This is a genomic window from Pseudomonas sp. Tul2A7 (assembly GCF_054790505.1).
Window position 1 is genome coordinate 4,895,733 of the sequence record NZ_CP186499.1, and the last position, 14,897, is coordinate 4,910,629.

11 protein-coding genes are annotated in these 14,897 nt (G+C 61.4%); 3 read left to right on the forward strand and 8 right to left on the reverse strand.

The features are described from left to right. Nucleotides 1-87: 87 nt before the first annotated feature. Nucleotides 88-1,344: an MFS transporter gene (locus ACOYXJ_RS21865; protein WP_150795004.1), complete on the reverse strand. Its 1,257-nt coding sequence runs from the start codon at nucleotides 1,342-1,344 to the stop codon at nucleotides 88-90. Between the two features lie 265 nt (nucleotides 1,345-1,609). Here ACOYXJ_RS21865 and ACOYXJ_RS21870 point away from each other — a divergent pair, with 265 nt between their 5' ends. Beyond that, nucleotides 1,610-3,157: a sensor domain-containing diguanylate cyclase gene (locus ACOYXJ_RS21870; protein WP_460371369.1), complete on the forward strand. Its 1,548-nt coding sequence runs from the start codon at nucleotides 1,610-1,612 to the stop codon at nucleotides 3,155-3,157. On the opposite strand, the gene ACOYXJ_RS21875 is transcribed toward ACOYXJ_RS21870, so the two are convergent. The 4 genes from ACOYXJ_RS21875 to ACOYXJ_RS21890 form a co-directional block, all read right to left on the reverse strand. Then, entirely contained in the window at nucleotides 3,119-5,581 is a 2,463-nt protein-coding gene (locus tag ACOYXJ_RS21875; protein ID WP_460371370.1) for a PAS domain-containing protein, read from the reverse strand. The genes ACOYXJ_RS21870 and ACOYXJ_RS21875 overlap by 39 nt on opposite strands. Nucleotides 5,582-5,708: 127 nt before the next feature. Beyond that, nucleotides 5,709-7,247: a cryptochrome/photolyase family protein gene (locus ACOYXJ_RS21880; RefSeq protein WP_460371371.1), complete on the reverse strand. Its 1,539-nt coding sequence runs from the start codon at nucleotides 7,245-7,247 to the stop codon at nucleotides 5,709-5,711. 281 nt (nucleotides 7,248-7,528) lie between these two features. Continuing rightward, the gene (locus ACOYXJ_RS21885; RefSeq protein WP_460371372.1) at nucleotides 7,529-8,653 is read right to left on the reverse strand and encodes an alkene reductase; all 1,125 of its coding nucleotides are present in this window, start codon (nucleotides 8,651-8,653) and stop codon (nucleotides 7,529-7,531) included. A gap of 104 nt (nucleotides 8,654-8,757) precedes the next feature. After that, nucleotides 8,758-9,435, reverse strand: coding sequence for a type 1 glutamine amidotransferase domain-containing protein (locus ACOYXJ_RS21890; protein WP_077572445.1), 678 nt, complete (start codon nucleotides 9,433-9,435; stop codon nucleotides 8,758-8,760). 212 nt (nucleotides 9,436-9,647) lie between these two features. On the opposite strand from ACOYXJ_RS21890, the gene ACOYXJ_RS21895 reads away from it, so the two are divergent. Beyond that, complete coding sequence (locus ACOYXJ_RS21895) at nucleotides 9,648-10,232, forward strand: TetR/AcrR family transcriptional regulator (protein WP_102899149.1); 585 nt, start codon at nucleotides 9,648-9,650, stop codon at nucleotides 10,230-10,232. Nucleotides 10,233-10,265: 33 nt separating this feature from the next. Here the strand turns inward: ACOYXJ_RS21895 and ACOYXJ_RS21900 are convergent, their stop codons facing one another. Further along, a complete protein-coding gene (locus tag ACOYXJ_RS21900; RefSeq protein WP_102899148.1) occupies nucleotides 10,266-10,970 on the reverse strand; it encodes a helix-turn-helix transcriptional regulator in 705 nt (234 codons plus the stop codon). Next, nucleotides 10,970-11,917 (reverse strand): NAD(P)-dependent alcohol dehydrogenase, encoded by a 948-nt coding sequence (locus ACOYXJ_RS21905; RefSeq protein WP_460371373.1) that lies wholly within the window; start codon nucleotides 11,915-11,917, stop codon nucleotides 10,970-10,972. Before ACOYXJ_RS21905 ends, ACOYXJ_RS21900 begins: the two co-directional genes overlap by 1 nt. A gap of 219 nt (nucleotides 11,918-12,136) precedes the next feature. Between ACOYXJ_RS21905 and ACOYXJ_RS21910 the strand changes: the two genes are divergently transcribed. Continuing rightward, a complete protein-coding gene (locus tag ACOYXJ_RS21910; protein ID WP_412071133.1) occupies nucleotides 12,137-12,544 on the forward strand; it encodes a carboxymuconolactone decarboxylase family protein in 408 nt (135 codons plus the stop codon). A 12-nt stretch (nucleotides 12,545-12,556) separates the two neighbouring features. Here ACOYXJ_RS21910 and paoC read toward each other — a convergent pair whose 3' ends face one another. Next, entirely contained in the window at nucleotides 12,557-14,767 is a 2,211-nt protein-coding gene (gene paoC / locus ACOYXJ_RS21915; RefSeq protein ID WP_460371374.1) for an aldehyde oxidoreductase molybdenum-binding subunit PaoC, read from the reverse strand. Nucleotides 14,768-14,897 lie beyond the last annotated feature (130 nt).

Below are 14,897 nucleotides of genomic sequence, written 5' to 3' on the forward strand. Positions count from 1 at the left end.
ATTGCTTGCCTGATCCACTGAATCTGGATTTTCAACGCCACGCAGACACGAGATGGCGGCAATGAGAGGGCAGGGAAGGGATATGGATTACGCAGAGGATTCAGCGCTGGCCTCAACCACTCCGGTTTCAGCCTGACGACCGTTGCGCTGGGTTTCCGGAACCCCGATCGCGAGCAGGACAACCGCCACCGCCGCAATACCGGCCAAGGTCAGAAACGCCGCGCTGTAACCAGCCTCTTGCACGACGAATCCGGCGAGGCCGTTGCTCAGTGCCGCGCCCAGTCCAAAGGCGGTTGTCAGTGCGCCGAGGCTGACGTTGAAGTGGCCGGTGCCCTGGGTGAGGTCTTTGACCATGATCGGAAACAAGGCGCCGAACAGGCCGGCGCCGACACCGTCGAGCATCTGCACCGCGACCAGCCAATAGGCATCGTCCGACAGCGTATAGAGCACACCGCGCAGCGGCAGGATCAGAAAACCGGCCAGCAGCAGCGGTTTGCGTCCCCACACATCAGCTTTCGCCCCGACCAGTAATGCCGCCGGCACCATCACCAGTTGCGCCGCGACGATGCACGCCGAGGTCAGCGGGGTGGCCATCTGCAAATTGGCTTGCGCGAGTTTTTGACTCACCAACGGCAACATCGCCGCGTTGGCGAGGTGGAACAGCGCACAGCAAATGGCGAACAGCAACAACGAGCGGTTGCCGAGCAGCACCGACAAACCGGAAGGCTGGCGATGGCCAGCGTCGGCCGGGTCCAGTCCGCGGGCCTGATCATGGTTGATCGCGTCTGGCGACACGCAGGCAATCGCGATGACACTGGCCAGGGCCATGGCCGCCATCAGATAGAACACCGCCACCGGTCCGAACAGATACGCGAACACGCCGGCGAGGAGGGCGGCGCAGGCATTGCCGGCATGATTGAAGGTTTCATTGCGCCCGGTTCGGCGCGTAAACGCTCGCGGCCCGGTCATGCCCAAGGTGATTGCGCAAATGGCCGGGGCGAATATCGAGGCGGCCATTGCACTCAGGGTTTGCGTCAACGCCACCCACGTGAACGACGTCACGAACGGCAGCAGCAGGCAACTGCCGGTTACCAGCAGCGCGGCGATCGCAATCAACGCACGTTTGCGTCGGCTGTTGTCGACCCAGGCGCCGGCGGGTGTTTGGGTGATCAGCGCGGCGACTCCGGCGATGGTCATCACCAGACCAATGCTCGCCGGCTCCCAGTGATGCACCGCCAACAGGTAAATGGCCAGATAGGGGCCGAGGCCGTCGCGCACGTCGGCGAGGAAAAAGTTCAGGCTGTCCAGTGACAGGTTGTTGCGGCGATCGAGGTCAGCGGCCACGGCGGTATCTTCAATATTTGAGGTTTGCGGATGGTTTCAACCTCAGCAAGCCTAATGACCTGCGGCCGTGAATATAAGTTGCAGGCCGCCGCCGTGTCGTTGCGAAACATCGCCAAGGGGCTGAAAACGACGTTCCGTCATACGGTTGCTGCACGTTCGACGCGCTACTTGTATCCTTGCGCCGGTCGAGGACATACGACCGCTGTTATTGCCTTGAATCAGTAACGGCCGGAACGGGAAACCGGACTTTCCATTAGGTACTTTCGTGAAGCGTGATACCCACCTCGTCATCCTCTTGCTGCTGGTCATCGGCTGCTCTCTGGCGTCGCTGACCATTTGGAAAGTGCTGTCCTCGCGCGATCGCGCGCTGGAGGAAGTCAACGTGCACGGGTTGAACCTGACCCAGGCACTCGAGACCTATTCCGAGGGCATTGTCCGGCAAAGTTCGCTGCTGCTGCTCGGGCTGGTCGAACGCCTGGAAACCGAAGGCAGTGGCCCCGCGCAGATCCAGCGCTTGGGTGCGCTGATCAACCGCCAGCAGCCGTTGATGCCACAAATGAGCGGGATCACCATCTATGACCGTCAGGGCCATTGGCTGATGTCGTCGAACCGGCCGATCCCGGCGGGGGCCAACAGCAGTGATCGGGTCTACTTCATTCATCATCGTGACGACCCGAGCCGCGAACCTTTTATCGGGCCACCCATCCGTAGCCGCTCCAATCAGGAGTGGGTGATCACCGTCAGCCGCCGTTTCAACGATGATCGTGGCGAGTTTGCCGGGGTGGTGGCCGTGACCTTGGGCGTGGAAAACTTCCTGCGCCTGTTCGGCAAACTCGATGTCGGGCAGGAAGGTGCCATCGGTTTGTCGTACACCGACGGCACATTGCTGGTTCGCTATCCGTTCCGCGAACAGGACATGGGCCGCAACTTTTCCAAGTCACCCATCTACGCCAAGTACCTGGTCGATCAATCGGTCGGTACCGCGTCGTATACCTCCAGCCTGGATGGCGTCGAACGCCTCTACGCCTTCCGCAAAAGCGAGAAGTTGCCGCTGATTACCACGGTCGCCATCGGCAAGCGTGAAGCGCTCACCGCGTGGCGAACGGAAGCGCTGTTGTCGGCGGTGGTGGTGGCGGGGTTGTTGGGCCTTACCGGACTGATCGGCTGGTTCTTGATCCTCGATATCCGGCGCCGGACCCAGGTGGAAGGCGAACTGCGCATTGCTCAGCAGCAGTTGCTCGGCTCCAATCGACAGCTGGAACTGTTGGCCATGAAGGATGCGCTGACCGGTCTGGCGAATCGGCGCTGCTTCGACCAGACCCTGGCCACAGAGGCGCGGCGGGCACAGCGCGACGGCTCATCGCTGGCCTTGCTGATGATCGATATCGACTATTTCAAACTGTTCAATGATGCGCTCGGGCACGTTGCCGGCGACGCTTGTCTGCAAGCTGTCGCCAGGGTGCTGGATGAATGTGTGCGGCGACCGTCAGACCTGGTCGCGCGCTACGGCGGTGAAGAGTTCGCGGTGATCATGCCCGCCACCGACATCGACGGTGCCGCCGTGGTAGCACAGTTGATTATCGAGCGCTTGCAGCACGCCAACATTGCCCACCCGACAAGCCCGGTGGCCCGCGTGAGCCTGAGCATTGGCATCGCCGCCGCGCGCGGGTCGCACCTGGACCCGGTGCACGGTTTGATCGAGTCAGCCGATCAGGCGCTGTATCAAGCGAAGTTGGCCGGGCGCAACCGCTTCATGGCGTCTCGCGCGCAAGCCTTACTCGACTTCGATGGACAGCAGGCCACTGACGCGTGACACCAACGTGTCGACAGCAAAGGGTTTGGTCAGCACCTGCATGCCCGGGCCGAGTTGACCGTTACCGATCACCGAGTTTTCCGCGTATCCGGTAATGAACAGGGTCTTCAGTTTCGGCCGGATTTGCCTGCCCGCATCAGCCATTTGCCGGCCGTTCATGCCGCCCGGCAAGCCGACATCGGTGATGAGCAGATCAATGTGCGCGCTGGAACGCAACACTTCCAATCCTTCAACGCTGTCGGCCGCTTCGAGCAAGTTGTAGCCGAGGTCGTTCAGCACGTCTTTGAGCAGCGTGCGGACGGTGGGTTCGTCGTCGACAATCAGAATGGTCTCACCGGCCTTGGCATGAGGCGTCGCTGAGCTTTGCGTGTCATCCTGATTGCGCTGCGTTTCGCCGAGGTAGCGCGGCAGGTAAATGCAGATGATGGTGCCTTGACCCACGGTCGATTGCACCCGCACCTGCCCGCCGGATTGTTTGGTAAAACCGTAAATCATCGACAGCCCAAGGCCCGTGCCCTGGCCCAACGGTTTGGTGGTGAAAAACGGGTCGAAGGCCTTGGCGATCACTTCCGCACTCATACCGGTACCGGTGTCGGCGACCGACAGGCACAGGTATTGCCCTTCGGGCATTTCCCGTACGCGCGCTGATTCAGCATCCAGGGTTCGGTTGGCGGTTTCGACGGTGATGCTGCCGCCATCGGGCATCGCGTCGCGGGCGTTGATGCACAGGTTGAGCAGGGCGTTTTCCAGTTGGCTGGCATCGACCAGCGCCGGCCACAGATCGGCGGCGACGACCGTTTTCAGGCGAATGCTCGGGCCGACGGTGCGCTGGATCAGTTCGCTCATGCCGGCAATCAGTGCATTGACTTCAGTCGGCCGTGGATCGAGGGTCTGGCGCCGGGAGAAGGCGAGCAGGCGATGGGTCAGGGCGGTGGCGCGTTTGGCGGCGTCCTGGGCGATCTGCATGTATTTGTCGATGTCGTTCAGCCGGCCTTGGCCGATGCGTTTTTCCATCAGTTCAAGGGAGGCGCAGATGCCTGCCAGCAGGTTGTTGAAGTCATGGGCCAGACCACCGGTGAGTTGCCCGACCGCCTCCATTTTCTGCGATTGCCGTAACTTTTCTTCGGCCTGCATCAGGTCAGCGGTGCGCGCCGAGACCCGTTGTTCCAATGTGTCGTTGAGCGCCTTTAACGCGGCGGTGACCCGGTCGCGCTCGGCTTCGACGTTGCGCCGGTCTTCGACATCGATCAGCACGCCGGGAAAGCGTACAGGCGTGCCGTCTTCGGCGCACTCGACGCGGCCGTTCGCTTCAATCCAGGTGTATTGGCCGTCCGCGCCGCGCACTCGGTATTGGTGCGAATAGGCACCTCCACGGGCAATGACTTCGTTGATCGCGGTGGTGAGTCCTTCCCTGTCGTCCGGGTGCACGGTCATCACCACTTGTTCCAGGCTCAGACCGTCGAGACCCCAGGCCGGGTCGAGGTCGAACACCCGCGCGAAGGCTTCATCGACGCTGAAGCGATCGCTGGGCAAGTGCCAGTGCCAGGTACCGATAATGGCGCCAGCGGCAAGGGCCAGTTGCACGCGTTCGACGTTCTCCCGGGCGACCGCTTCGCTGATGCGCAAACGCTCTTGCGCGTCGCGGCGCTCGGTGACATCGCTGAAGAAGATCGCAATCTGCCGATCGGCCGGGTCGCCGACACGCACGGCGCGCACATCGAACCAACGTTCGAAGGTATTGGCGTAGTTCTCGAAGTTGGCCGGTTCGCCGGTCTTGGCCACATGGCCGTAGGTCTCGAACCAGAATTTCTCGAGGTTGGGCGCGAACTCGGTGACCCACTTGCCCCGCAGATTGACCCCGGCCTGACGTTCGAACGCCGGGTTGGCCTCGACGAAGTAATAGTCGATGGGGTGGTCGTCGGCGTCGAATTTGACTTTGACGATGGCGAAAGCCGCTTCGATGGTTTCCAGAATGGTGCTGAAGCGCTCTTCACTCTGGCGCAGTGCCGTCTCGGCGCTGCGCGAGCGGGTCAGGTCGAGCATCGCCCCGATCATGCGTTCGGCTTTGCCATCGGCATTGCGGATCAGATGTCCGCGATCCAGGACTTCGGCGTATGAACCATCGTGGCAGAGGAAGCGGTACTCCGCGCTCCAGGTCGTGCCAGAGCCGTCAATGGCCGAGCGAATCGAGGTTGTCACGCGCGCGCGATCCTGCGTGTGAATCTGCGCAAATCGCCAGTCACACGTCGGCTCGATGGCTGTTGACGCGTAGCCATACGCCTGTTGCAGCGAGTCGTTCCAGATGACCTGATTGGTTTGCAGATCCCAGTCCCAGACGGCGTCGCAGGTCGCCTTGACGGCCAGACGCAGGCGCGTGACCTCAGACTCAAGCTCCTCGCGAGTAAGCTGTTTCAGGATGTTCACCCTTCATGCGTTGATGGTTGGCTTGCGTTCGATTGGCGTGTTTCAAGCGATCGGGTTCGCAGCTTTGTGAGCCATTGACCCAGAGCCTCATGGTTAAGTTGCACACGGGCCAAAGGCACACGCGTTTTCATAGCGATTCGCCGCGATCCAGTCTGTCGAGCAGACTCTGCCCGCGTTGCCACAAAGCCTGCTGTTTTTCCAACGGCATGCGATCAAGGTTTTTGTACATCATGCCCATGCGTTGATTGCCGCGCAGGAGGTCACCGTGGCGCATCAGAAAATGCCAGTACAACGCGTTGAACGGGCAAGCGTTGTCAGCTGTGGTTTCACGCACCGAGTACGCACAGTCGCGACAGTAGTCGGACATCCGGTTGATGTACTGCCCGCTGGCGCAATAAGGCTTGGAACCGAGGTAGCCGCCGTCGGCGTGCATGACCATGCCGAGGGTGTTGGGCAGTTCGACCCAATCGAAAGCGTCCATGTAAATCGCCAGATACCATTCACAGATCTGCTTCGGCGCGATGCCCGCGAGCAGGGCGAAATTGCCGGTGACCATCAGGCGCTGGATGTGATGGGCGTAGGCGTGTTTGAGGCTTTGGCCGATGGCCTGGCGCATGCAGTTCATCTGCGTTGCGCCGGTCCAGTAAAACTCCGGCAAGCGCCGCGTGTTACCGAAGGCATTGCCCTCGGCGTACTCGGGCATGTGCAGCCAGTAAACGCCACGCACATATTCGCGCCAGCCGATCAGTTGGCGGATGAAGCCTTCGGCGGCATTCAGCGCGATGCTGCCGGACCAATAGGCCGACTCCACATCGGCGCAGAGTTGGCGCAGATCGAGCAAGCCAATGTTCAGTGCAGCGCTGATGCGGGCATGGAACAGAAACGGTTCGTTGCTGGCCATGGCGTCCTGATAATCGCCGAAGCCGGCCAGGCCGTAATCGAGAAAGTACGCCCACAATGCCTGGGCATCGGCATGCGTCACCGGATAGTTGAAATCATCGAGGCTGCCGTAGTGACTGGCGAAGTGTTCCTTGACCAGTGCGAGAACTTCGAGGGTGATTGCATCGTTGGTAAAGCCCGTCGGGTAGGGCGCCTTGACGGTTTTGGGCAGGGCTTTGCGATTGTCGGCATCAAAGTTCCACGCGCCGCCGACCGGCGTGCCGTCACCGTTGAGCAGCAGACGACTTTTGCGGCGCATCTCGCGGTAGAAGAACTCCATGCGCAACTGCTTTTTGCCAGCGGCCCACGCGCGGAATTCGTCGCGGCTACACAGGAAACGGTTATCGGCATGCCAGTGGATCGGCAAGCCACAATCCTTCAGTGATTGCTCCAGACGCCAGTCGCCGCATTCGGTCAGGTGCACCTCCTTGGCTTGCAGCAGCGCCTGCCAGCGCTTTAATTCGCCAGGCACCGAGCCGCTGTTGTGCGGGTCGTCGAGGGTCACGTAATGCACGTGGAAGCCTTGGTCTTTCAGTGCCTGAGCGAAGTGACGCATGGCGCTGAAGATCAGGGCGATCTTCTGTGGGTGATGAGCAACATGGCTGGCTTCTTCCATGACCTCGACCAGCAGCACACGGTCCTGTTCGCGATCCAGACCTGCCAATGAAGCCAGATCAAACGATAACTGGTCACCCAGAACGAGGCACAGCCGATGGGTTATGTTCATTTCACGGATTCAGCGTAGTGAGCAGCAGGCTGCCTGATGGACGTTTAGCGTTAAGTCCAGATAGTTATACAGAATTGTAGTTGGTGTATAGGTTTTTGTGCGGTGAATATTCACATCCCCCCAGTGGGAGCGAGCCTGCTCGCGAAGGCGTCGTCACATTCAACATTGTGAGTGGCTGACCCGCCGCTTTCGCGAGCAGGCTCGCTCCCACAAGGGCTTGCACTCCGACTCGGATAAACGCTCCCGCTGTTGTGGGAGCGCTTGACGCCGCGTGGAAAGGCTTAGCCGGGATAAACGGGGTAGTCGGTATAGCCTTCGGCGTTGCCGCCATACACCGTCGCCGGGTTCAACGCATTCAACGGCCAGTCATTGGCGATACGCGCAGGCAGATCGGAGTTGGCCATGAACGGGCGGCCAAATGCGACCAAGTCTGCCAGCCCGGAATCGAGCAGTTGCGCGCCGGATTCTGCGGTGTAACGTCCGGCATAAATGATCGCACCGCTGAAGGTGTCGCGCACCGCCTGACGGAACGTTTGTGGCATCGCCGGCGCGTTGTCCCAGTCGGCTTCGGCGATCGACAGATAGGCGATGCCCACGTCCTGCAGCACTTTGATCGCTTCAATGTAAGTGGTGTGCGGATCCTCTTCGACCATGCCTAGGTAAGTGCGCGCTTCATCAGTGGTGGTAAACAGTGGGGCGAAGCGCACGCCGACCTTTTCCTTGCCGATGCACTCGGCGACGCCGGCGACCACTTCCTTGAGAAAGCGCAGGCGGTTGTGCAGCGAGCCACCGTACTGATCGTCGCGCAAATTGCTGTGGGCGGAGATGAACTGGTTCACCAGATAACCGTTGGCGCAATGCAATTCGATGCCGTCGAAACCGGCGTCCATCGCGTTGCGTGCGGCTTGGATATATAGCTGCACCAGTTCCTGAACTTCATCGGTGCTCAGCGCGCGAGGTGCCGACGGAGGCACCAGTTCACCGGCGCCGGGCGCGGTTTCGATAAACACGCTGACCCGATCTGTAGCCACGGCGGAGGCGGAAACCGGGGCTGCGCCGTCGGGTTGCAGCGCGGTGTGGGAGACACGGCCGACGTGCCACAACTGCGCGAAAATCACCCCGTCCACGGCATGCACGGCGTCGGTGACGTTGCGCCATCCGGCGATTTGTTCAGGCGTATGAATGCCCGGCGTCCACGCGTAACCCTGGCCACGCGGTTCAACCTGCGTGCCTTCGGTGACCAGCAAACCGGCGCCGGCGCGCTGTTGGTAATACTCGGCCATCAGCTCATTGGCGATATTGCCCGGCTGGGTGCTGCGCTGGCGGGTGAGGGGTGGCAGGACGATACGGTTTTTCAGGGTGTGGTGGCCGAGTTTGGCCGGGGTGAAGAACGGGCTGCTATTCATGGATTACCTTGTCTTGGTGCTTATTAGACCAGTCGACTATTGATTGGGTGAAAAAATAACGCCGGGCAAGACGCACCCGGCGTTAGGAGGTTGGAAGCGAGGTTTTAGCCCAGCATCTCCAGCAGTTTTTTCGCGACGGCGGCGGAGCTGGCCGGGTTCTGGCCGGTGACCAGTTGTCCGTCGGCGACCACATGAACCTGCCAGTCAGCGACTTTCGAGTAATAACCGCCGAGGCGCTGGAACTCGTCCTCGATCAGGAACGGCACCACGTCTGTCAGGCCAACGGCCTCTTCTTCGGCATTGGTGAAACCGGTGACCTGGCGATGCTGGACCAGCGGTTTGCCGTCAGCGGTGAGGGCGTGACGCAACACACCCGGCGCATGGCAGACAAAACCGTGGGGTTTGTTGGCGCGGTCAAACGCTTCGATCAACGCGATCGACTGCTTGTCTTCGGCCAGGTCCCACAGTGGGCCGTGGCCGCCCGGGTAAAACACGGCATCGAAATCCTCAGCGCTGACATCGGCCAAACGGCCGGTATTGGCCAGTGCCTGCTGCGCGGCGGAGTCTTTGCGGAAGCGATCAGTCTCGGCAGTCTGCGCATCAGGCTCATCGCTTTTCGGGTCCAGCGGCGGCTGGCCACCGGCCGGCGAGACCAGGGTGACGTCGGCGCCGGCGTCCTTGAAGGCGTAGTAGGGCGCGGCGAACTCTTCCAGCCAGAAGCCGGTTTTCTTGCCGGTGTTGCCGAGTTGATCGTGGGAAGTCAAAACCATCAGGATTTTCATAGAGCACCTTGAGTCGATCAGGTGTCTTCGATTGGGCGAAGGATTCGCACATCGGCCACACCGGTCAGAAAACGTTTGTCGGGGCGCAGCATAGATTCCAATTAGACCAGTCGTCTAGTAATTTTTTATCCTGCGGTTTTTCATCGACAGGTATGGCAAACTTCCGTTCCTCCAAATATACGACTGGTCTATTGCCTGGTAATGTGCGCCCGATGAAAGCGACCTACGACGACACCCGCCAACACTTGCTCGACACCGGCCACCGGATGATGGCCGAGAAGGGCTTCACCAGTGTCGGCCTCAACGAAATCCTGCAAACCGCCGGTGTGCCCAAGGGCTCGTTCTATCACTACTTCAAATCCAAAGAGTTGTACGGTCAGGCGTTGCTGGCGGATTACTTCGTCGGCTATCTCGCCGACATGGAGCGGCGCCTGACGCTGCCGGGGCTGAGCGCTTACGAGCGGCTGATGGATTACTGGCAGGGCTGGCAGAACCGCTGCACCCTCGAAGGCCACGGCGATGAGTGTCTGGTGGTCAAGCTCAGCGCCGAAGTCGCCGACCTGTCGGAGTCGATGCGCCTGACCTTGCGCGATGGCGCCGAGCAAGTGGTGGCGCGCATCACCCTGTGCATCGAGCAGGGCCAGGCCGAAAACAGCCTGCCCGCAGGCGACGCCCGGCATCTGGCGGAAACCCTTTATCAGCTGTGGTTGGGCGCCAGTCTGCTGAACAAGTTGCAGCGAACCGGGCAGTCGCTGCAGACCTCGATGGCGATGACCCGACAACTGCTGGCGGTGTGAGCGGCGGGGCCGTTGTGGCCCAGGTTACATGGCTCAACACACCTCGCCCTGACTGTTGCAGGGCCGCACATCCTCGGCACGCCATTGTTTGATCAAGCGCCGGCGGTCAGGCGCGTAGTGTTCGACGAGCACCTGCACCGTCGCAAGGTCAGCCATATCGATCACGCGAAACCGGCTGTCGCCTTCGCACCACGCCGCGATGCAGCGCTTGCCTTCGATAAAGCCCAACATGATCGGCCAGATGATGTGTTCGGCGGCCTCCGCATGTTCGAGCGCTAGCGCGATGCGCAGCTTGTTCTGCTCGCGCAGCGCCCGACGAATCTCGCTGAGGTCGATGGTTGTGCCGGGCTTGTGCGGCTTGGCCACGTAAAAGGTTTCGTCTTCGAAGATCGGCCGCATCTGCGCGGGCAACACGGCACTGATTTTCGCCAGGGCATTGTTGACGGCGCCCGCGAGTTGGCTGTCGGTCTGCCGGCTGACCCATTGCGCGCCGATGACCAAGGCTTGTATTTCCTCGGCGCTGAACGATAACGGCGGCAGGACAAAACCGGGCTTGAGCACATACCCAAGGCCCGGCTCGCCGTCGATCTCGGCCCCCATGCCTTGCAGCGTGACGATGTCGCGGCGAATCGTGCGCAGCGACACACCCAGTTCAGCCGCCAAGGCTTTGCCGGACACCGTACGACGATGACGCCGCAGCGCTTGCATCAGCTCAAACAGACGATGACTTCTGGCCATTAACGCTCCATGGCGACGACACCTTTGCCGCCGAGTTTGCGGCCCTGTTCGAGCTCGCGGATCAGTTGTATGGCGCCGTCCAGCGGCACCACTTCTCCTAGCCGAATCTTCAAGCGTGCCTCACTGGCGGCACTGGCCAGTGTTTCGAGGATTTCGTGTCGCGGTGTGCCAATGACCAGTTTCAGTCGCCGATCAATCAGGCCACGCAGGAATTTACCCGGACCCGGATTGAGATCAAGCAAACAGCCGCCGGGACGCAGCAATCCGATACCGGTCGAGACCGTCATCGTCGCGGCCGTGTCATACACCACATCGAAGCGCGCCGGCAGTCTTGTCAGGTCCGTTAACCGGTAGTCGTAGACGGTCGATACCCCCAGCGCCTGTGCCCGGGCAACGTCCGACGCGCTGCAACTGCCCGATACGGTGGCCCCCGACATCAGGGCGATCTGCACCGCCGCTTCGCCGACCGCCCCCGCGCAACCATTGATGAAAACCCGCTGACCGGCTTGCAGTCTGGCCTTGTCGATCAACCCGTTCCACGCGGTAACGCCCGGTGTGCCGAGGCACGCCGCATCGGCGAAGGAAAGAGTATCCGGTTTGCTCGCCAGAAAGTCCTCCCTGGTCACGACGGCTTCGCCCAATGCGCCACTTTCTTTGAAGCGGGATAACCCGAAAACCGCGTCGCCGACCTGGAAGCGTCTGACACTCGCCCCAACCGCAAGAACCACGCCAGAGAAATCCATACCCATCGCGCGCGGAAATGTTCTGCCGGTGATCAGCTTCATCCGGCCCTGACGCAACTTCCAGTCAATGGGGTTGATCGCTGCAAATCTGACCTGCACGAGCACTTCATCCTTGCCGGGTGCTGGCAACTGGAATGCTTCGACGCGCATCACCTCCGGGCCGCCGTAGCGCGAATACTGAATACGTTTATAGCCTGCTGACATGTTGGGTTCGCCTTCCGAGAGTGGACATGACTCCGACTCTATAACGGGGCAGTGCCAGTTTTTGGCACCATTCGCTTTCTATGGAGGAGGCAGATTGATGAACGGTGTTCATGACTTCATGACTTCATGACTTCATGACTTCATGACTTCATGACTTCATGACGCTGAGCGCAGATAGTCGCAAGATCCTCGTCAGCGGCTCTGCCTATCGCCGGCGAGGTGTTCTCCGCGCGCAACATCGATGCTGAGCAACTGGCACCGGTTGCGCCGTCGTTGCTGCCGCTGGACCAGGCTCGCGAAGCTGACCGCGTGGAGCGCGTGAATGCGGCGGTGGGATCAGTGGCGCCGGGGCTGGTCGAGTTCACCACCAAAGCGCTGTTCCGCGATCTGTGGTTGCGGCCAGGTCTGGCGCCTCGCGATCGCAGCCTGATCACGGTCAGTTCGTTGGTGGCCAACGGGCAGACAGGGCAGGTCGGCTATCACCTGGGTCGGGCGATGGACAACGGTTTGAGCCAGACCGAAGCGGCGGAAATGATCACCCAACTGGCGTTCTATGCCGGATGGCCGCATGCGTTTTCCGCCGTGCCGGTGTTCAAGGAAGTGTTCAGCCAGCGCGCGCCGGGCTGACTGAACAGGGCGTCAAATCTGCTCCGGCAAGTGCGCGATAAGTTTGTCCAGCGTGATCGGGTAATCGCGCACGCGCACGCCGGTGGCGTTGTAAATCGCATTGGCGATGGCCGCTGCCGCGCCACTGATGCCCAACTCGCCGACACCTTTGGCCTTGAGCGGCGTGGCGTAGGGGTCGACCTCATCGAGAAAAATCACCTGCTGATGGGGAATGTCGGCGTGCACCGGCACTTCGTAACCGGCGAGGTCATGGTTGACGAAAAAACCACGGCGCTTGTCGACCTGCAGTTCTTCCATCAGTGCGGCCCCGGCGCCCATGGTCATGCCGCCGATGATCTGGCTGCGCGCGGTCTTCGGATTGAGAATCCGCCCTGCTGCGCAGACCGCCATTTGACGGCGCAGGCGAATCTCGCCGGTCGCCGCGTTGACCGCGACTTCGGCGAAATGTGCGCCAAAGGTCTGCTGGGCAAAGCGCTGGGCCAGATCGCCGAATTCCATGCGGTCTTCGCCAACGAGATCGCCTGCGGCCGCCGCGTGAGCCAAAGGAAAATGCCGCGTGCCATCGTGCACCTCGCCGTGGGCAAATTCGGCCGTTTGCGGATCAAGTCCGACGGCGCGGGCAGCGGCTTCGCGCAACTTGACGCAAGCGGCATAGACCCCGGCGGTTGACGACGCCGCCCCCCATTGCCCGCCCGATCCCGACGACTCCGGAAAGCGCGAGTCGCCAAGGTGCACTTCGACCCGGTCCAGTTCCACACCCATCATCTCGGCGGCGGTCTGCGCGATGATCGTGTAGCTGCCGGTGCCGATATCAGTCATGTCGGTTTCGACAGTGATCGTGCCGTGCCGGTCAAGACGCACACGGGCCGCCGATGCGGTGGTTGGCGCGCCACGTATGGCGGACGCCAGACCGATGCCGATCAGCCAGCCATTCTCCAGACGTTGCCCGGCGCTTGCGTTGCGCTGGTGCCAGCCGAAGTGCTCGGCGCCGGTTTGTAAACACTCGACGAGTTGCCGCGTGGAGAACGGGCGCGATGGCTGTTCGGGGTCGACCTGGGTGTCGTTGAGCAGGCGCAACTGCAGTGGGTCGATGCCGAGTTTTTCCGCCAGTTCATCCATGGCAATTTCCAGCGCCATCATCCCCGGTGCTTCCCCCGGCGCGCGCATGGCCGAGCCTTCGGCCAGGTCCAGCACGGCAAGATTCAGACGTGTCATACGGTTGGCGCCAGCGTAGAGCAACCGTGTCGACGCCGTCGCAGCTTCGGCCCGGCCCCCGGGCAGGTTGCCTGACCAACTCTCATGGCCGATGGCAGTGATCAAACCCTCGCGGCTGGCACCGAGGCGAATGCGTTGGAGCGTCGCGGGGCGATGGGTCAAATTGTTGAACATCAGCGGACGTGGCAGCGCGACTTTCACCGGACGCCCGGCGTGTCGTGCCGCCAGCGACGCCAGCACCGCGTCACACAGGATCGTGCCTTTGCCGCCGAAACCGCCGCCGATGTAGGGCGATATCAAACGAATATCTTCTTTGCGTATGCCGAGTGTCTTGGCCAGATCGCGCACGCCCCAGTTGATCTGCTGAATCGACGTCCACAACGTCAGCGAATTGCCGTTCCACTGGGCGATGGTGGCGTGGGGTTCCATCATCGCGTGCGCCTGATCCGGCGTGCTGTAGTGCTGATCGATCTGGACCGGCGCGGCGCTGAAGGCACCTTCGAAATCTCCGGTCTGCGTCTGCGGCGGAGGGCCGAAACCAGCGGGTGGCGGCGGGGTCGCCGAATCCTTGGCGGCAGCCAGATCGAACGCGCCGGGTTCGGCGACATAGGTGATTTCCAGCAGGTTGGCGGCGCTGCGGGCCTCTTCAAATGTCTGCGCGACGACGATCGCGACAGCCTGGTGATAGTGGTCCACCTGCGGGCCAGCCAAGGCGCGCGCAACATAGAACTCGCCCTTGGCCAAAGGCCCGGCATTCTCGTAGGTGACGATCGCGATCACCCCGGAACTGTTGCTCGCCTGCGTCGAGTCGATCGAGGCAATTCGTCCCTTGCCGATCCCGGCGCCGACCACATAGCCATAGGCGGGGTTGGGTACTGCGGCATGTTGTTCGTACGCGTAGGGCGCGGTCCCGGTGGTTTTCAACTTGCCATCGATGCGGTCGGCGGGCTGGCCGATGACGTTCAATTGATCGATCGGATTAGTGCCGGCCGGTGTGTCGAATTTCATCGCGGAGTTCCTCTTCAGGCGGGCTGGCGGACAACGCCGGGCGCCTCAGCACCAGCGTTGCAGGCCATATCGCCTACGAGCCTAGGCCATTGAAACGCATCTGATAATGCGCCTTGCCAGGATGGAGTCA

Coding starts and splice junctions, on each gene's coding strand:
- paoC (WP_460371374.1), bottom strand. CDS start 14,767: ATGAAATTCGACACACCGGCCGGCACTAATCCGATCGATCAATTGAAC.
- ACOYXJ_RS21890 (WP_077572445.1), bottom strand. CDS start 9,435: ATGAAAATCCTGATGGTTTTGACTTCCCACGATCAACTCGGCAACACC.
- ACOYXJ_RS21880 (WP_460371371.1), bottom strand. CDS start 7,247: ATGAACATAACCCATCGGCTGTGCCTCGTTCTGGGTGACCAGTTATCG.
- ACOYXJ_RS21885 (WP_460371372.1), bottom strand. CDS start 8,653: ATGAATAGCAGCCCGTTCTTCACCCCGGCCAAACTCGGCCACCACACC.
- ACOYXJ_RS21900 (WP_102899148.1), bottom strand. CDS start 10,970: ATGGCCAGAAGTCATCGTCTGTTTGAGCTGATGCAAGCGCTGCGGCGT.
- ACOYXJ_RS21905 (WP_460371373.1), bottom strand. CDS start 11,917: ATGTCAGCAGGCTATAAACGTATTCAGTATTCGCGCTACGGCGGCCCG.
- ACOYXJ_RS21895 (WP_102899149.1), top strand. CDS start 9,648: ATGAAAGCGACCTACGACGACACCCGCCAACACTTGCTCGACACCGGC.